This is a genomic window from Novosphingobium sp. P6W, assembly GCF_000876675.2.
In the GTDB taxonomy this organism is placed as follows: domain Bacteria; phylum Pseudomonadota; class Alphaproteobacteria; order Sphingomonadales; family Sphingomonadaceae; genus Novosphingobium.
Map to the genome: position 1 here is coordinate 325,055 of NZ_CP030354.1, position 17,652 is coordinate 342,706.

19 protein-coding genes are annotated in these 17,652 nt (G+C 64.3%); 6 read left to right on the top strand and 13 right to left on the bottom strand.

All coding sequences use genetic code 11. The annotated features are described in order from the left end of the window. Positions 1-23: 23 nt before the first annotated feature. Genes TQ38_RS27215 through TQ38_RS27275 form a run of 13 tightly spaced genes read right to left on the bottom strand, consistent with a single transcriptional unit; the run spans position 24 to position 11,901 of the window. Entirely contained in the window at positions 24-1,112 is a 1,089-nt protein-coding gene (locus tag TQ38_RS27215) for an acyl-CoA dehydrogenase family protein (RefSeq protein WP_043976001.1), read from the bottom strand. Next, the gene (locus tag TQ38_RS27220; RefSeq protein ID WP_043976003.1) at positions 1,112-2,017 is read right to left on the bottom strand and encodes an SDR family oxidoreductase; all 906 of its coding nucleotides are present in this window, start codon (positions 2,015-2,017) and stop codon (positions 1,112-1,114) included. Before TQ38_RS27220 ends, TQ38_RS27215 begins: the two co-directional genes overlap by 1 nt. Before the next feature lie 29 nt (positions 2,018-2,046). Continuing rightward, positions 2,047-2,490, bottom strand: a complete 444-nt coding sequence (locus tag TQ38_RS27225) for a nuclear transport factor 2 family protein (RefSeq protein ID WP_043976004.1) — start codon at positions 2,488-2,490, stop codon at positions 2,047-2,049. Next, positions 2,487-3,125, bottom strand: a complete 639-nt coding sequence (locus TQ38_RS27230; RefSeq protein ID WP_043976006.1) for a gamma carbonic anhydrase family protein — start codon at positions 3,123-3,125, stop codon at positions 2,487-2,489. Before TQ38_RS27230 ends, TQ38_RS27225 begins: the two co-directional genes overlap by 4 nt. A 4-nt stretch (positions 3,126-3,129) precedes the next feature. Further along, a complete protein-coding gene (locus TQ38_RS27235) occupies positions 3,130-4,281 on the bottom strand; it encodes an acetyl-CoA C-acetyltransferase (RefSeq protein ID WP_043976008.1) in 1,152 nt (383 codons plus the stop codon). Then, positions 4,274-5,320: an acyl-CoA dehydrogenase family protein gene (locus TQ38_RS27240; RefSeq protein ID WP_043976009.1), complete on the bottom strand. Its 1,047-nt coding sequence runs from the start codon at positions 5,318-5,320 to the stop codon at positions 4,274-4,276. The genes TQ38_RS27235 and TQ38_RS27240 overlap by 8 nt, the downstream gene beginning before the upstream one ends. A gap of 11 nt (positions 5,321-5,331) precedes the next feature. Beyond that, positions 5,332-6,486: an acyl-CoA dehydrogenase family protein gene (locus TQ38_RS27245; RefSeq protein ID WP_043976011.1), complete on the bottom strand. Its 1,155-nt coding sequence runs from the start codon at positions 6,484-6,486 to the stop codon at positions 5,332-5,334. Next, the gene (locus TQ38_RS27250; protein ID WP_043976013.1) at positions 6,486-7,235 is read right to left on the bottom strand and encodes an enoyl-CoA hydratase family protein; all 750 of its coding nucleotides are present in this window, start codon (positions 7,233-7,235) and stop codon (positions 6,486-6,488) included. Before TQ38_RS27250 ends, TQ38_RS27245 begins: the two co-directional genes overlap by 1 nt. A gap of 21 nt (positions 7,236-7,256) precedes the next feature. Further along, entirely contained in the window at positions 7,257-8,375 is a 1,119-nt protein-coding gene (locus tag TQ38_RS27255) for a nitronate monooxygenase family protein (protein ID WP_043976016.1), read from the bottom strand. After that, the gene (locus tag TQ38_RS27260) at positions 8,375-9,280 is read right to left on the bottom strand and encodes an enoyl-CoA hydratase (RefSeq protein ID WP_043976017.1); all 906 of its coding nucleotides are present in this window, start codon (positions 9,278-9,280) and stop codon (positions 8,375-8,377) included. The genes TQ38_RS27255 and TQ38_RS27260 overlap by 1 nt, the downstream gene beginning before the upstream one ends. Before the next feature lies 1 nt (position 9,281). Further along, positions 9,282-10,079: a CoA-transferase subunit beta gene (locus TQ38_RS27265; RefSeq protein WP_043976019.1), complete on the bottom strand. Its 798-nt coding sequence runs from the start codon at positions 10,077-10,079 to the stop codon at positions 9,282-9,284. 12 nt (positions 10,080-10,091) lie between these two features. Continuing rightward, positions 10,092-10,979 carry a CoA transferase subunit A gene (locus TQ38_RS27270; protein WP_113942131.1) on the bottom strand — a complete coding sequence of 296 codons (888 nt, stop codon included), beginning with the start codon at positions 10,977-10,979 and terminating at the stop codon, positions 10,092-10,094. Between the two features lie 4 nt (positions 10,980-10,983). Beyond that, positions 10,984-11,901 (bottom strand): VOC family protein, encoded by a 918-nt coding sequence (locus tag TQ38_RS27275; protein ID WP_043976022.1) that lies wholly within the window; start codon positions 11,899-11,901, stop codon positions 10,984-10,986. Between the two features lie 382 nt (positions 11,902-12,283). Here TQ38_RS27275 and TQ38_RS27280 point away from each other — a divergent pair, with 382 nt between their 5' ends. The 6 genes from TQ38_RS27280 to dmpG are packed head-to-tail and all read left to right on the top strand — an operon-like array spanning position 12,284 to position 17,586. Further along, the gene (locus tag TQ38_RS27280; protein WP_370059851.1) at positions 12,284-13,417 is read left to right on the top strand and encodes an acyl-CoA dehydrogenase family protein; all 1,134 of its coding nucleotides are present in this window, start codon (positions 12,284-12,286) and stop codon (positions 13,415-13,417) included. 11 nt (positions 13,418-13,428) lie between these two features. Then, a complete protein-coding gene (locus TQ38_RS27285; RefSeq protein ID WP_043976026.1) occupies positions 13,429-14,253 on the top strand; it encodes an alpha/beta fold hydrolase in 825 nt (274 codons plus the stop codon). After that, positions 14,246-14,767, top strand: a complete 522-nt coding sequence (locus TQ38_RS27290; protein WP_052505773.1) for a flavin reductase family protein — start codon at positions 14,246-14,248, stop codon at positions 14,765-14,767. Before TQ38_RS27285 ends, TQ38_RS27290 begins: the two co-directional genes overlap by 8 nt. Positions 14,768-14,772: 5 nt before the next feature. Further along, a complete protein-coding gene (locus tag TQ38_RS27295; protein WP_205316211.1) occupies positions 14,773-15,558 on the top strand; it encodes a fumarylacetoacetate hydrolase family protein in 786 nt (261 codons plus the stop codon). A 37-nt stretch (positions 15,559-15,595) separates the two neighbouring features. After that, positions 15,596-16,543, top strand: a complete 948-nt coding sequence (locus TQ38_RS27300) for an acetaldehyde dehydrogenase (acetylating) (RefSeq protein WP_043976028.1) — start codon at positions 15,596-15,598, stop codon at positions 16,541-16,543. Further along, positions 16,540-17,586, top strand: coding sequence for a 4-hydroxy-2-oxovalerate aldolase (gene dmpG / locus TQ38_RS27305; RefSeq protein ID WP_043976030.1), 1,047 nt, complete (start codon positions 16,540-16,542; stop codon positions 17,584-17,586). Before TQ38_RS27300 ends, dmpG begins: the two co-directional genes overlap by 4 nt. The last annotated feature ends 66 nt before the right edge of the window (positions 17,587-17,652 follow it).

Sequence of the window (17,652 nt, forward strand, 5' to 3'; positions counted from 1 at the left end):
TTCGGGTCTTTCGTTTTCGGAGGTCAGGCGGCGGCGTGCTCGCCGTCGAGCAGCAGCACGGCCAAGGCTTCGCGGTGGGCGTCAGGTGAGCCTAGCCAGGAGGCGCTAGCGCGCGCCCGCTTGAAGTAAAGGTGCGCGTGATGCTCCCAGGTGAAGCCGATCCCGCCGTGGAGCTGGATCGCGTCGCCGGTCAGCGAGCGGTAGGCATCGGACACGTAGCTGCGCGCGACATGGCAGGCTTCGGCGGCTTCCGGACCTCCTTCGTCGATCGCAGCCGCGGCGTAGTAGGCCGCCGAGCGCGAGGCTTCGACCAGCAGCATCATATCGGCCAGCATGTGCTTGTAGGCTTGGAACGAACCGATCGGGCGACCAAACTGCACGCGCTGCTTGGCGTACTCCACCGTGGCGTCGAGGCTGTACTGCATGCCGCCGGTCTGTTCGGCGGCGAGCAGGCCGGCGCCGACGGTCAGGACCCGCGCGATGGCCGCGCCGGAACCACCCGGCTCGCCCAGCACCATGTCCGGCGAGACCGCGCACTCGAATGTGAGGCGCGCAAATCGGCGGAGCCGGTCGAGCGAGGGCAGGGCCTCGATCGTCAGGCCCGGTGTGTCGGCGGGAAGGACGACCAGGCTTCCGTCGCCGGTGGCGACGACGATAATCTCGGCAACATGGGCGAAGGTGGCGAAGTCGGCGATGCCGGTAAGCTTGCCGGCCGCGAGCGTGGGGCGCGAGGCCGTTCCGGCAAAGCTGGCGCGGGTCCCGGATGCGAGCAGGGGCAGCAGCCGCCCCTTCTGCTCCGTAGTTCCTGCGGAAAGTGTTGCCTGAACCGCCAGAACGGCGGTCTCAAAGAAGGGCACCGGTGCCAGCACGCGTCCGCTTTCTTCGAGCACGAGCGCCATCTCGGCCGCGCCGAGGCCCAGTCCGCCGAATTCCTCGGGCACCATTAGCCCGGTAAATCCCATCTCGCCCGCGAGGCTCTGCCACAGGCTTTCGTCGAAGCCGCTCGCGCTTTCCACCGCAGCGCGGATCACATCGGGATTGCCGGCGTCGGCAAGAAAATCGTGCGCCGCCGCCTGGATGGCGCGCTGGTCGTCGCTGAGCGCGAAATCCATCAGGCGGCCCCGTAGACCGGCTTGGCAGGCTCGCGCCCGGCGATCAGGCCGCGGACGACCGCATCCATTTCGGCGGCCTCGTAACGCGCGCCCTTTTCGTGGGCGGGGCTGTCGTTCCAGCCTTGTGAGAGGAAGATCGTACCCCCTTTGAGTTCGAACACCTGGCCCGTCACGCCCTTAGACTGCTCGGAGACGAGATAGGCGACGAGCGGCGCCATGTTCTCCGGCGCGAAGACGTCGAACTCGCCGTCCATGACGCCCATGTCGAAGGCTCCGGTATCGGTCATGCGGGTGCGGGCATTGGGCGCTAGCGCATTGGCGGTGATGCCGAGGCGCGCCAGTTCCGCCGCCTGCACCAGCGTCAGAGCAGCAATGCCGCCCTTGGCGGTCGAGTAAGCAGACTGGCCGACCGAGCCCTGCAGGCCCGCGCCGCTGGTGGTGTTGATGATGCGCGCGTCCACCGGATTGCCGGCCTTGCTCTGGGCGCGCCAGTATTCCGCGGCGTGGCGGCTGGTGCAGAAATGGCCGCGCAAGTGAACGCGCATCACTGCGTCCCATTCTTCCGGGGAACAGGTGAAGAACATGCGATCGCGCACGAAACCGGCATTGTTAACGACGGCATGGAGCGTGCCGAAACTGTCGAGCGCCTGCTCGACCATGCGCTTGCCGGCATCCCAGTCGGCGACATCGTCGGTGTTGGCGACGGCTTCGCCTCCCATGGCGCGGATCTCGTCCACCACCCGTTCGGCGGACCCGCGCGTCTCACCGTCTTCGCCATGCGTGCCGACGCCGAGATCGTTCACGACCACCTTGCAGCCCTGGGCGGCGAGGCCCAGCGCATAGGCCTTGCCGAGGCCGTTGCCGGCCCCGGTCACGATGGCGACGCGTCCTCCGCAGATACCCACTTCGTCTACTCCTCTAGTGCCTTGCTGCATCATGGCGCGACCTGGACCAGCAGATGCTGGCCGAGGTCTCCAACATGATCGAGCGGGGAATAATCCCTTGCGGAAAAGTGCCACTCGCCGCCGGTGCAGGCGAAGGCGTCGTCATAGCGTCCGGCGCAGATCGCCTGGAGCGCGAACTCCGGCGTCGCCTGGAGCACCGTGTAATAGGAGCCGCACGTCGCAGTGCCCGCCGCCTCGTCGATCTCGACGATGGGATTGGTGATGACATGCTTCGTGCGCGGCGTGCCACCGGGATGAATGCGGACGTGGGCGCCCCAGAGCGCCAGCATCGGCGCCGATCCCTCGACCACGCCTTGCGCCGTCGTCACTTTCGCGCGGGCGAACAGCGCGGGCACGCCTTCGAGATCGCCCGCGTCCATCAGTTCCGCATAACGATAGAGCAGGTTGGTAATGGCGATTGCGGCGCTGCTCATGCCTGCTCACCGGCCGCACGGCGCTCGCGCTCGATCGCGGTATCGCCGGTGAGACGTACCGCAATCGCATCCGAGCGGACGCGCGGCCGATCCGGCGCGAAATGGTGCAGCGGCCGTACCTCGGCAAGGTCGCTCAGCGCCGTGCGTGCGAGCTTCTGGTATTCGCCTTCGCCGTTGTTGCGCCAGGTGATCTGATGCGGCTCGAAAGTCTTCACGACTTTTCCGGGATTGCCCGCGACCAGGCTGCGCGGCGGTGTTTCGACCTCGGATTTCACGAGACTGAGCGCCGCAACCAGGTTTTCCGGGCCGATCACGGCGTTGTCGAGGATCACTGCGTTCATGCCGATCAAACTGTTCTCGCCGATCTCGCAGCCATGAATGATCGCGCCATGGGCGATGGTCGCGCCGCGGCGGATTACGGTATCGCGAAGCTGGTTGGCATGGACCGTGACGCTGTCCTGGATCGAACTGTCGCCCTCGACCACAATCCTGCCGAAGTCGCCGCGCAGAGAGGCGCCGGGTGCAATGAAGCACCCGGGCCCGATGATCACGTCACCAATCAGCGACGCGAGCGGATGCACGTAGCTGGTCGGATCGACGACCGGAACGATCCCCTGGTAGGAGTAACAAGGCACGGGGTCAGAGCCGCTCGATGATGGTGACGTTAGCCTGCCCGCCGCCTTCGCACATTGTCTGGAGGCCATAACGACCGCCGGTACGCTCGAGGGCGTTGAGGAGAGTCGTCATAAGGCGAGCGCCGGTCGCGCCGATTGGATGGCCCAGCGCAATGGCGCCGCCCTGGACGTTTACCTTCTCGTGCGGGACGCCCAGTTCCTGCATCCAGGCCATCGGGATCGACGCGAAAGCTTCGTTGCACTCGAAAAGGTCGATGTCGCTTACCGACATGCCGGCCTTCTTAAGCGCATACTGGGTCGCCGGGATCGGCCCGGTCAACATCCACACCGGATTGGCGCCGCGCACGGAGAGGTGATGGATACGGGCGCGCGGCTTCAGGCCGAACTCCCTGACCGCCTGTTCGCCGGCGATGAGGAGCGCCGCGGCGCCGTCGCAGTTCTGGCTGGCGACACCGGCGGTGATCACGCCGCCTTCGCGCACTGGCTTGAGCGCGGCCATGCCTTCCAGCGTGGAGTTCGGACGGATCGTCTCGTCGCGGGCGAAATCGCCGATCGGCGCGATCTCATTGTCGAACCAGCCATTGTCGAGAGCATGCTGCGCGCGCTGATGGGATGCGAGGCTGAAGGCCTCCATCGCCTCGCGGCTGATGTTCCATTTCGCGGCAATCATCTCGGCCGACTTGATCTGGTCGACTTCCTCGTCGCCGTAGCGGGCATCCCAGCCTTCCGAGCCGATAAAGGGACTTTCAAAACCGTATTCCCTGCCGGCGGCCATGGCGGCCATGATAGGAATTCGGTTCATCGCCTGGCTGCCGCCGGCGATCACCAGGTCTTGGGTGCCGGACATGACGCCCTGCGCCGCGAAGTGTACGGCCTGCTGGCTAGAACCGCACTGGCGGTCGATCGTGACGCCAGGCACTTCCTCGGGCATTCCCGCGACGAGCCAGGCGGTACGTCCGATGTCGCCCGCCTGTGCTCCGATCGTCTCCGTACAGCCCCAGACCACGTCATCGACCCGCGCAGGATCGATGCCCGTGCGCTTGACCAGCTCGCGAATGGGATGCGCACCCAGGTCCGCCGGGTGCATCTGGGCAAGGCTGCCCTTCTTGCGGCCGATCGGCGTGCGGACAGCGTCGATTATGTAGGCTTCAGGCATTTTGCAGCTCGCGGTTGGAGGTTTCGTGAGCGAAGGTCTGGTCCGGTCCCATCGGCTGACCGAAGACCCGAACGGCGATCCGCTCACGGTGATAGCGGGGCGTGCCCCAGGTCTGGGTCAGCGCCACCGTCCGCTTGAGGAACAGGTGGACGTCCACTTCCCAGCTGTAGCCCATGGCGCCGTGAACCTGGATCGAGGCCTGGGCGGCCTTTTCGGCGGCCTCCAATCCGACGATCTTCGCATGGCTGACACGGGCGCGGGAATAGCCGTCCCGCCGGCCGATCTGTGCGGCTGCGGCAGCGACGACAGGCCGGGCGAACTCGATAGCCACTTGCGCGGAGGCAAGGTGATGCTTGACCGCCTGGTAGCTGCCGATCGGCTTTCCGAACTGCTGACGTTCCTTGGCATAATCGACGGCGAGGTCGACTGCGCGCTGCGCAAGGCCAAGGCCCATGGCGGCGTTGAAGACTGCAGCGCGGTCGAGCGCGAGATCCCAGTCGGCCACGCCCAGGCGTGTCGCACGCGAAGGATTCCAGTCCACCGTGAAGAGGCGGCGGAACGGGTCGATGCTCGGCTGGGCGGTCAGAGTGACCTGCTCGGGCGTTGCCACATAGGCTTCCCCGTCCTTGTGGAGCAGGATTGCCGCAGCGGTGTCGGCATTGGCGACGAAGGGATTGAGCGGATGGGCAATGGCGATCGTGGCGGAGGGATCAGCCAGTGCCTCGTGCTCCGGCGCAAGTGCGGCCAGCATCGGTGCGGCGACCCCGGCGCTTTCCACCAGCGGTTCAGGCAGGGCGACATAACCGGCTTCCTGCGCAATTACCGCGAAGTCGGTTTCGGCGAGGCCCATTCCGCCCGCGCCTTCAGGCAGGAGCACAAGCGTTAGTCCGTTCTCGGCCAGGGCGGCCCAGCGCGCATCATCGTGCGCGGCACCCACTTCCATCATCTTGCGCCAGTGCTCGGGCGTGCAACTGTCGGCGAACAAGTTTCGCGCGGTTTCCGCGAACATGAGCTGTTCGTCGCTGAGCGTGAAGTTCATGTCCGTCCTCCTCAGCGGGGCAGGCCGAGCATGCGCTCGGCGATGATGTTACGCTGGATCTCGTTCGAACCGGCATAGATCGGCCCGGCGAGCGCGAAGATGTGGTCGTCGATCCAGTCCACCGGATCGGCGGCCGGTGCCTGCTGGGTCAATTCCGCCAGTGGGCCTAGGATCGCGAGAGCCGTGCGCGTCAGGTGAATGTCGAGCTCTGACCAGAAGATCTTGTTGGTGCTTGCTTCGGGGCCGATCTTGGCCCCGGCCATCAGGCGTAAGGCGGTCTGGTAAATGTTGAGCGCATAGGCGTCGGCATTCATGTACGCGCGCACCACGTCCGCCTCCAGTGCAGGATCCGCGGTTTCCTTATGCGTGCTCCACAGCTCTGCAAGCTTGGCGGCCGCGACTTGGTACCGCGCGGGCGAGCGCAGCATCAGTCCGCGTTCGAAACCGGCGGTGGCCATGCAGATGTGCCAGCCCTGACCCTCGTCGCCGAGGCGGTTGAAGGCAGGGACCCGCACATCCTCGAGGAAGATTTCGGCAAAGCCGACGTGGCCATTGATCTTCTTAATCGCGTTGACCGTGACGCCCGGCGCATCGAGGGGGAAGAAGACCAGGCTAAGGCCTTTGTGTCGCTCGGTGCCCGGCGTGCGGAACAGACCGAAGGCCCAGTCGGCGAAGACAGCTCGGCTCGACCAGATTTTGTGGCCGTTCAGAACATAGTCCTGGCCGTCCAAGACGGCAGTGGCACGCACGCCGGCAAGATCGCTGCCCGCCTGCGGCTCGGACCAGGCCTGCGCCCAGATTTCTTCGCCCGCAGCCATTGGTGGCAGGAACCGCTCTTTCTGCGCCTCGCTGCCGAATTCAATGAGGGTAGGGCCAAGCAGGAAGATGCCGTTCTGGTTGACACGGCCCGGCGCTCCGGCGCGGTAATATTCTTCCTCGAATATTAGCCACTGAATGAGGTCGAGGCCGCGTCCGCCAAACTCGCCGGGCCATGTCACCATACCCCAGTTGCCGGACTTCAGCGTGCGTTCCCAATCGCGGTGGGCCTCGAACCCGGCGCGGCTGGCATCGAAATGTTCCAGCGGCGCCTCGGGAACGTGGACAGCGAGCCATTCGCGCACTCCGGCACGGAACGCCTGCTGCTCGGGTGTGTACGTCAGGTCCATCAGAACTTCGCCGTCGCCTTGCCGTCAGCAAAAGCGTCGCGCGCCTTCTGACTGTCTTCGTTCATGTACATTTCGAGCGTGAAACCCTGTTCGATTCGGTAGTTGGCCGAAGGATCGCTGGGTTCGATCAGATTGAGTGCCTGCTTGGCGATCACTAGCGCGGCGCGGCTCTTGGAGGCGATCACGTCGCACAAGGCGTAGGCCTCTTCCTTCAACCGGTCGGCGGGCACGATCTTGTGGACCGAACCGTGGCGAAAGGCATCTTCGACCGGAATTCGGCCGCCGGTGAAGAAGTTTGCGCGCACCATCTGCACCGGCAGCATCCGGCTCATGAAGGCAGCGCCGCCCATGGCGCCGCGATCAATCTCGGGGAGCGAGAAGTAGGCACCTTCCGCCGCGATCAGGCAGTCGCAGGCGCCGGCGATATTGACGCCGCCGCCGATCACGAACCCATGCAGCGCGCCAACTACGGGAATCGCGCATTCGCGGATCGCTTTGAAGGTCAAATAGTTATCGCGGTTCAGCTTGGCGATGCGCTCAGGGTGGGCCGCCATTTCCTTGATATCGACGCCGCCGCAGAAACCCTTACCTTCGGCGCGGATGAGGATGCAGCGCACGTCTTCGTCGGCAGCGGCTTTCCAGACCAGGTCCGGTATCGATTCCCAACCCTTGGTGTCGAAGGCGTTGACCGGCGGTTGATCGAACAGGATCTCGGCGATCCGGTTCCGCACGGTAAGATTGATCGGCATGGCTTGCGTCCTTTTTGTCGTTCAGGCTGCGGCCGGCTCGGTGTGGCCCGGACCTGTCCCTGCTGCCGCCCCCGTCCCTGCTGCCGCCAGTGCGCCAAGCCGTTCGTGCGCTTCTGCGACGATGCGTTCGACGAGATCGAGGCAGGTGGGAATTTCGGAAATGCGGCCGCCGACGACACCGGTGGCCATGACGCCGTTCTCGATATCGCCCTCGACGACCGCTTTCTGGATGAGCATCGGCATCGTCGCGGCCATCATCGCCTGGCGCAGCGGCATGGCGCCATGCGCGGTCATCCCTTTGGCCGAGCGATAGAAGTCCATCCAGCTGGCGCCGGTCTGGCGCTTCATTGCCGCGCCGGCCTCGAAAGCCCGCCGCCACATGCCGAGCGAGCCCGAACGCTCGATCCGGTCCATCAACCGGGTGCGGACCATGCGCTGGGGAATGCCGTCGAGTTTGGTGGTCACGACGATGCGGTCGGTACCGGCCTTCAGGTATTCGGCCTTCGCACCGTCGGGGACCGGGCTCTCGCGGGTCAGCAGGAAACGAGTGCCCATTGCGATGCCGACGGCGCCATAAGCCATCGCGGCGGCCAGGCCGCGCCCATCGGCGAACCCGCCGCTGGCGATGACCGGCACCTTCACTGCGTCAAGCACCTGGGGGAGCAGCACGGTAGTCGGAACCGAGCCAGTATGGCCGCCACCTTCGCCGCCCTGGACATTGACCATGTCGACGCCCAGTTCGACCATCTTCTGCGCATGCTTCAGGGCGCCGACCGTCGGGATGCAGAGGATCCCGGCATCCTTGAACCGGCCGATCATCTTGGCATTCGGGCCGCGCCCGAAGCTGACCGCGCGCACCTGCTCGCGGTTGGCGAGGATGAGTTCGACGATCTGCTCAGCGCCGGGCTGGAAGCTGTGGAAGTTGACCCCGAACGGCTTGTCGGTTCCCTGGCGGACCTGGAGTATCTTCGCCCGGGTCTCGTCCGGTGTCATCACCGCGGCGCCCAGGAACCCGAAGGCACCGGCATTGCTCGATCCGATTACCAGGCTTGGCTCGGCGACCCAGCCCATCGCGGTCTGGATGATTGGCCAACGGCAGCCCAGCCTTTCGCACAGAACGGTATGAAGCGGCTCGCCCATCATTCCTTCTCCGCCGAAGCCTTGTTTGCCGCCGCCATCGACTTTGCGTCCATCCCGCCAAGCGAATTGCGGAAGGTCAGGTCGCTCTGTGCGTGGGCAAAGTGATGCATGTGAAAATGTGCGTCGGTGGCAGTCCGCTTGCCGCGCAGATCCTCGACGTGGTTGAGCGCCTGCTTGGTCAGCCAGTTGCCGAGGCGCGGGCGCTTTGCCAATTCCTCGGCCATGGCCTTGACGTCGCTCAGCAAGGCGTCGCGCGTGGACAGGCGGTTGACCATGCCGAAGTTGTAGGCGCGCTCCGCGCTCATCCGCTCGCCCAGCATGATGAACTCCTTGGCGATGCGCGGCGGCAGTTCGAAGCCGTGCGCGAAGTATTCGACGCCCGGGATGCCCATGCGGTTGACCGGATCCTGGAAGAAAGCGTCGTCGGTCGCGACGATGAAGTCGCAGACCCAAGCCAGCATCAGTCCCCCGGCAATGCAGGCGCCCTGCACCGCGGCGATCGTGGGCTTGGGCACATCGCGCCAGCGCCGGCACATGCCGATGTAGACTTCATGCTCGCGGGTATAAAGGAACTCGGCCGCAGGCTTGTTCGTATGGTCGGGCACCAGCGCCACCCTGTCCCAGCTCGCCGTCACGTCGCGGCCGGGGGTCCCGATGTCGTGGCCGGCGGAGAAGTGCTTGCCTTCGCCGCGCAGCACGATCACCCGGATATCGTCGTCGTCGACCGCCCGCCGAAACGCCGCATCCAGTGCATAGGTCATCTGGCTGTTCTGGGCGTTGTTGTAACTCGGCCGGTTCATGATGATATGCGCAGCGGCGCCATCAACTTCGTAGCGGACGGGCTCCTGCGTTTCATACACGATGTCGGCCTGCTTCGGCTCCACCAGACGGTCGAGGTCGCTCATGTCACGCTGGCTCCCTCACGCCGGCGGGGTTGTCCTTGAAGACGCTTGCACGCACGTTGTTGGGATCGAGGCGCGCGATGATCTCAAGCTGCTCTTCCGTGGGCGCGGGGGTTGTCGGAACATCGTCCGCAATCCTCGCCAGCAGGAAGCCGGTGTTCGCCTGGACTTCGTCGAACGTGACGCCGGGATGGAGGGATACGACCCGCATCTGGTGGTCGGGACCACCGAAGTCCATCACGCACAGATTGGTGACGACGATCCGCAGATCTAGTCCGCGCGGCGGTTTGCCGCCAATGTAGCGCTCAGGGTTGTAGCCCGCCATGCAGACGAAATCGACCTCGCCTTCCACGAAGGCCCGCTTGTTGTGGCTGGGGAAGAAGAAGCTATTGGGGTGGCTGATCGAGTTGCCAGGAAAGCCGCGCGCGCCGAGCATCGCGATCTTCGGTTTGCGGTGATCGCCAATCATGCTGATGTTGGCCTGGCCGAAGCGGTCGATCTGCACCGGGCCGACCATGGCATGGCGGCGGCCGCTCCACAGCGCCGAGAAGACCCGGTCGTAGTTCGACAGGCCTTCGTACTCGGATTCGGCGACCCGCTTGCCCGGGGGAACCGGCTCGCTGGTGTACCAGGCTTCGCCGTCTGTGGTCTGAATCGCCGGGGCGAAGGTCATCTTGGCCAGACCCGCGCCGATGCGGGGCAGGGGGCCGATGCCGGTCGCCATCACTTCACCGTCATTGCGCCAGGCTTCGGCGCAGGCGACGATGACGAGTTCGGCGAGAGAATAGTTGGTCTGCGTCATGACGGATCTCGCTCAATAAACGGGAACGGGCAGGGCCTCGACGACTTCGGCGCCGCCGATCGTTGCCTGATACTCTGCCTCGGAAACGTCGATGTACTTCGCCTTGTACTCGGCCCAGGCTTCGGGCGAGGCGGCGCTGTCGACGTATGCCTTGATGTGCTTGAGATCGAGCTGGTAGTCCGGGGCCGCGCTGGTCGGATGGGCGCCAAACGGTGCTTCGGCGACGCCGGTGATCATCGCGCGCTCCACGAGGTTGAAGCGGCTGTTGGCCTTCATCTCGAGTTCGGCGGTGGAGACGATCTTCTCGACGGTGACGAAGCTCACGCCGGCGGCGCGGACCAGAAGCTCGTCGAATAGCGGATCGACGCTGAGCGTCAGGATATTGCCGCGCTCGTCCGACCGGTGGGCATGGATCAGTGCCACGTCCGGCACCAAGGCCGGCATTGCGACGAGTTCCTCACTATCCTCGTAAGGGCTCTTGACCATCTTGAAGTCGAAGCCGGACTGGCGGATGATATCGGTGCCGATGCCGACGCGGCTCGGCAGGAACGGTAGTTTCATCGCCGCGGCGCGCAGGCCCCAATGGTAGAGGCCTTCGTCCAGTTCCAGCACTTCGAACGCCCCGGCCTGGCGGGCATTGCGGAAATGCGGCTCCAGCGGGAAGTGGTCGAGGCTGGCGAAGGCGAAGACGAGCTTGCGAATTTTGCCGGTCGCGGCAAGCAGGCCGATATCAGGGCCGCCGTAGCCTGCCATGATAGTCAGGTCCTTGAGCTTCGAGCGGGCAATGGCGCGGATCAGGGCCATGGGCTTGCGCCGGGTCGCCCAGCCGCCGATGCCGATGGTCATTCCGTCGGAAAGCTGGTCGACGATGTCGTCGACCGTCATGCGTTTGTCGAGCATTGCGTCAATCATCCTTCTCGTGAGCCCACTTATGGCCCCAGTCGCTTACGGCCAGGCTGGTGGTCGGCACCCAGCTCTCGGGATGGATAACGAGGCCGTTCCAGCCATATTCGATGTCGAAGCCTCCAGGCGTCTGCATATAGAACGAGGTCATCTTGTCGTTCACATGCCGGCCGAGCGTGGCGGAAAGGGGCACCTTGCCCTTGCTCTTGAGCACGCGGTCGTAAGCGCGGCCGACGTCCTCCAGCGTGCCTACTTCCAGCATCATGTGCACGGCGCCATTGGGGCTTTCAGGGAGCTGTCCCAGCGCCAGGCTGTGGTGCCGGCTGTTGCAGTGGAGGAAGGCGAAGCCGACGCCCGGATCTTCCGCGCCTCCGCCCATGAGATAGAAGCGCCCGAGATCGGTGTCGCTAAAGCCCAGTACGTCCTTGTAGAACGCATGGGTTTCTTCGAAGTTGGGCGCGGTCAGGACGATGTGGCCCATGCCCATGTCCCCGCTGTCGCCGGTGACAAAGCGGGTCACCCCGGCGGGGGAAACGAAAGGCGCGTAGTCCACGAACCTGCCGTAGAAGAGCTCCATGGCGTTCCCGGCCGGATCGGACGAGCGCGCCAGTTCGTAGACCTTGCGCTCGCGGGCTTCCATGACGTCCCCGCGCTCCACCGATCGGCCGGCGGCTTCCAGGCGGGTTAGGGCATCCTCGTAATCCGCTCGCGTGGCGAATTCCCATCCCGGCGCCACGAAGCCGTCACGATCGCCCTGCTGCACCCATAGCCGGAATGGGCGATCATCCATGCGGAAGGCCGCCGCATCGTTCCGTTCGCACGCCGCTGGCATCAGCCCGGCGATCCCGCAGGCGAAGTCGCGCCATGCGGAAAGATCACGTGCTTCGATGACGACATATCCCAGAGATTTCACTGCCATTCTTGTCGCCTCGTCCCCTGCGTTGCGCTTCCCGCCACTATTCCCACCTGGATCACCGTTTATGATGACTGGAATGCGTTATACTACGCATAGCCCGTCTTAAGCGAGGCCCAGAATCCGCTTCATCGTAGCAAACTTCACATTTCTCGTGATTCAGTAGCGGTTCGTTCTCCAATCGCCTATAAGCATCGCGAGTAATGCGCAAGCCCCAATATGATTGACACTTTGCGTAGATAAGATGTAACGGGACTACGCATAAGGCTATTTTTGGGCGCTTGCCCGGATGGAGGCGAGGATGGCGGAAGCCGCAGTGAGTTCGAGAGCTACTTTGGAAGTCAAGGAAACGCCGACTCCGCAGGAGTTGGTCGAACGTGCGCGAGCGATGATCCCGACTCTTAGGGAGAGGGCGCACGCTTGCACCAAGGCCGGCAACGTGCCCACGGAAACCGTGGCGGAGATGAAAGCCGCGGGCTTCTTTCGCGTTCTCCAGCCGCGACGCTGGGGTGGCTACGAGATGCACCCGAATGTCTTCTTCGATATCCAGAAGGCGCTGGCCGAAGGCTGCATGTCGACAGGCTGGATCTACGGCGTGCTCGGTTGTCACCCTTACGAGATGGCGTTGTTCCACGACGAGGCCCAGCGGGAAGTCTGGGAGGACGATCAGGACATGCTCGTGTCCTCGACCTACCAGCCCGTCGGCAAGGTCGAGAAGGTCGAAGGCGGATTCTATCTGTCGGGCCGCTGGGGTTTCTCGTCCGGTTCGACCCATTGCGGTTGGGTACTGCTGGGCGCGATCAACTTCGATACTGGTGGCGGCCCGCCCGATATGCGCACGTTCCTCCTGCCTCGCTCCGACTATCAGGTGATCGAAGGCACCTGGGATACGTTCGGTCTTCAGGGCACCGGCAGCTTCGACATCCTGGTCGAGCGTGTCTTCGTTCCCGAGCACCGCACGCATAAGGCAAGCGATGGCTTTGCCTGTCAGAATCCGGGGCAAGAAGAGAACGACGGACCGCTCTATCGCCTGCCCTGGGCTCAAGTCTTCATGCGTTCAGTCTCGACGGCCGCGTTTGGGGGAACGCGAGCAGCCATCGCTGCGGCGATCGAGATCATGCAGAGTCGCGTGTCCAGCAATACCGGCAAGGCAGCCAAGGCGGATCCTTTCCTTCATGCCGCGATTTCACGGGCGATCGCGGAGGTCGACGAGATGGAACTGACGCACCGCGCCGCCTTCGACGAGATGATGGGCTATGCCCAAAGAGGCGAGCCGGTACCGATGGAACGGCGTGGCCTCTTCGCCTACCAGTCGGCCAGCGTGGTTCGCCGCATGGCGGATCTGGTGGACGACATGGTGAAGCTGCTGGGCGGACGGGCGATCTACATGTCCAGTCCGATCCTGCAGCCGTGGCTGGATCTCAATGCCGCCCGAGCGCACGTCGCCAACGATCCGGCAAATCGCACCAGCGATGTCATCGCCACGATGCACGGCGAGATGCCGGCCTTCACCTTCATCTAAGGAGCGCGCACATGACGAGCGAATTGTCGCGCCGAGTTCAGACGGTCTCGGACGGGCACGAGATTTCCATCGCCGAACGGGGCGAAGGCCCGGCCGTGGTCTTCATCCACGGAAGCGGGCCGGGCGCTTCTGGTGCATCGAATTTCCGTGAAAACGTGCAGGCGTTCGTCGATGCCGGTTACCGGGTTATCCTGCCCGACCTCGTCGGCTACGGACAATCATCCAAGCCCGACGGGATCGATTATCCTCTGGAGCTGTTCACCCGCACGCTGGTCGAGGCACTGGCTCTGCACGGGGTTCGCGGCGGTAGCCTCGTCGGCAACTCGCTCGGGGGCGGCATCGCCTTGCAGATCGCGCTCGATCATCCCGAGTTCGCCGTAGACAAGCTGATCCTGATGGCGCCGGGCTGCGTTGCCGAGCAGGCGAGCTACTTCACGATGCCGGGTATCGCGAAGATGCGCTCGGGTTTCGGCAGTCCCGATTTTAACGTGGAGGAGCAGCGCCGCCTGATCGGCAATCTCATGCATCCCGATTCGCTGCACCGCGTGACTGATACGCTGGTGCAGGAGCGTTTCGAAGTCGCCCGCACGCAGTCGCGCGATGTGATCGGACGCATGAAGACGCCGAACCTCGGACCGCGCCTGAGCGAAGTTGAAACCCCCGTCTTCGTTCTATGGGGTCTGGACGACGCCTTCTGCCCCGAGGCGCACGCGCGGCTGTTCCTCGAATCCTGCCCGGACGTACGCTGCATGACGTTCGGGCGAACCGGGCACTGGGTCCAGGTGGAGCGGGCGGAAGAGTTCAACCGCTATTCGGTGGACTTCCTCCGTGGCTAGCGCGCCGCCGGCCTCTGCGCGCGCAGGGCACGGCGAGGATGCCAGCGGCGACCTGGCGGCCGGTTTCAAGGGCGCCATGCGCCGCCTGGCTTCGGGCGTGGCGATTGTAGTGGCCGAGGGACAGGACGGGCCCGTCGGCATGGCGGCGACGTCGATCACCTCGCTGACGATGGATCCGCCGGCGGTTCTGGTCTGCGTCAATCGTTCGGCAATGCTTCATGCCTACCTGGCGCCAGGCTGCCCCATCACGGTGAATCTGTTGTCCCGTCATCAGCGACATGTATCCTCCGCGTTCGGGGGTGGGGTGCCGCGTGAAAGGCGGTTCGAAGCCGGGGAATGGACCGCCCTGCCGGATTCTCTGCCGATGCTCCAGGAAGCGCAGGCCAACTTGTCCTGCAAGGTGGAGAGCATCGCCCCTTACGGGACCCACAGCATCGTCATCGCCAGCGTGGACGCCGTCCGGCTTTCGGACGTTGTCGACCCTCTCATCTATCAGGACGGAGCTTATCTGTGACCGTGATATCGAACGATTCCCTCATCGCGGATCTTGCATCCGAGCTTCACGAGGCCCTGCGGGAAGGTACGACGGTACCGCCACTGATTTCCAGGCACTCCGCGCTTTCGATAGACGATGCCTATGCAATATCATTGGCAGTGCTCGCCAAACGCAAGGCGGACGGCGAGACAGTTATCGGCAAGAAGATCGGGGTGACCTCGAAGGCCGTGCAGGACATGCTGGGTGTCCACCAGCCGGACTTTGGCTTTCTGACCGACAGCATGTTCGTCGAGGGCGACATCAATATTGCTGCCAACGGTCTGATTCAACCGCGCGCAGAAGCAGAGGTCGGCTTCATCCTCAAGGACAGCCTCAAGGGGCCGGGCGTTACGGCCGAACAGGTTGTTGCGGCAACAATGGCCATCGTGCCCTGCTTCGAAATCGTCGACAGCCGCATCCAGGATTGGAAGATCGGCATCGTCGACACCGTCGCCGACAACGCGTCGTGCGGGGTCTATGTGCTGGGTGAGGCGCGCGCTGATCCGCGGGCGCATGACTTGCCCAACCTTCACGTCACCGTCACCAAGAACGGAAAGCCACTTTCCGAAGGGTACGGGCATGCCGTGCAGGGTTCGCCTGCGGAAGCGGTCGCCTGGCTGGCCAATACGCTGGGTGCGTATGGGGTGACGCTCGAGGCCGGCGACGTGATCCTTTCGGGGAGTTTGGTTCCCCTGGAGCCGGCGGTGGCTGGCGATGTCTTCGAAATGGAATTGCACGGCGTCGGCAGCTGCACGGCGCGCTTCGTATGAAATTTACCGCCGCGATTGCGGCGCTGGGAGAAAGAACATGGCTGGCAAAGTGAAGGCAGCGATTATCGGGTCCGGGAACATCGGTACGGACCTGATGATGAAGATGACCAAATATCCGCAGAACATGGAGCTGGCAGCGGTCGTCGGCATCGATGCCGCCTCCGAGGGGCTCGCCATGGCGCGCGAACGCGGCGTGGCGACGACGCACGAGGGCCTCGAGGGGCTCATGAAGATGGATATCTATCCTGAGATAGGCATCGTTTTCGACGCGACCAGCGCCTATGCCCACAAGGCCCATGACGAAGCGCTGCGCCGTGACGGCAAGCAGGTAGTGGACCTTACTCCGGCGGCTATAGGTCCCTTTACCGTTCCTCCCGTCAATATGGAGGCGAATCTCGACGCCGGAAACGTAAACATGGTAACGTGCGGCGGCCAGGCGACGATCCCGATGGTCGCCGCGGTCAGCCAGGTGGCAAAGGTTTACTACGCGGAAATCGTCGCCTCGGTCTCGTCCCGTTCGGCCGGGCCGGGCACGCGCGCCAACATCGACGAATTCACCCGTACTACCACCCGGGCGATCGAGGAGGTTGGTGGCGCCGAGCAGGGCAAGGCGATCATCATCCTGAACCCGGCCGAACCGCCGATGATCATGCGCGACACTGTATTCACGCTGTCCGAAGGCGCTGACGAGGCCGCGATCCGCGCGTCGGTTGAGGCGATGGTCAAGAAAGTCCAGGCCTATGTGCCGGGGTACCGGCTCAAGCAGGAAGTGCAGTTCGAACGCTTCGGTGACAACAACAAGCTCCGAATTCCAGGCCGCGGCGACTTTACCGGAGTGAAGACGATGATCCTCCTGGAAGTTGAGGGGGCAGGGGACTACCTGCCGAGCTATTCCGGCAACCTCGACATCATGACGGCAGCGGCCAAGGCGACCGGCGAACTGCTGGCCAAGAAAATCCTCGAAGGCAAGAAGGTGGCGGCATGAGCACCAAGTTCGATGTTGATGCGGGGCAGAAGCTCTACATCCAGGACGTTACCCTGCGCGATGGCATGCACGCGATCCGGCACATGTATGGCGTCGACCATGTCGCGGCGATCGCCAAGGCGCTGGACGAGGCCGGGGTCGACGCGATCGAAGTGGCGCACGGTGACGGGCTCAACGGTGCCAGCTTCAACTACGGTTTCGGCGCCCATACCGATTGGGAGTGGCTTGAAGCCGTGGCAGGGGTGCTCAAGCGCGCCGTGCTCACGACCCTGATCCTGCCGGGCGTGGGCACTGTGGACGAACTGCGGCGGGCCTACGACATCGGCGTGCGTTCCGTACGCGTTGCGACCCACTGCACCGAGGCGGACGTTTCGCGCCAGCATATCGGCATCGCCCGCGATCTTGGCATGGACGTCTCGGGCTTTCTGATGATGAGCCACATGATCGAGGCTGAGGCACTGGCGCAGCAGGCCGTGCTGATGGAAAGCTACGGCGCGCAGTGCGTCTACGTCACCGACAGCGGCGGCGCGCTGGACATGGACGGGGTTCGTGCGCGCTTCGAAGCGTATAACCGGGTGCTCAAGCCGGAAACGGAACGCGGCATGCACGCTCATCACAACCTGTCGCTGGGCGTGGCCAACTCGATTGTGGCGGCGCAATGCGGCGGCGTGCGCATCGATGCCTCGCTCGCGGGCATGGGCGCGGGCGCGGGAAACGCGCCGCTCGAAGTCTTCATCGCCGCCGCTGACCGCAAGGGCTGGAACCACGGATGCGACGTCAATGCACTCATGGATGCAGCCGAGGATCTCGTGCGCCCCCTGCAGGATCGGCCCGTGCGCGTCGACCGCGAAACACTTTCGCTCGGCTATGCCGGGGTCTACTCCTCTTTCCTGCGCCATGCGGAGAAGGCGGCCGAAACTTACGGCCTCGACACGCGGGCGATCCTTGTCGAACTCGGTCGCCGCAAGATGGTCGGCGGCCAGGAAGATATGATCGTCGACGTGGCGCTCGACATGATCAAGGAGCGTCAGGCCGCGGCCTGAAGCGCGAGCAGCGGGGCGGCGGCAATAGAGCGGCCGCCTCGCACCCCTCGGCGAAGGGACAAGCCA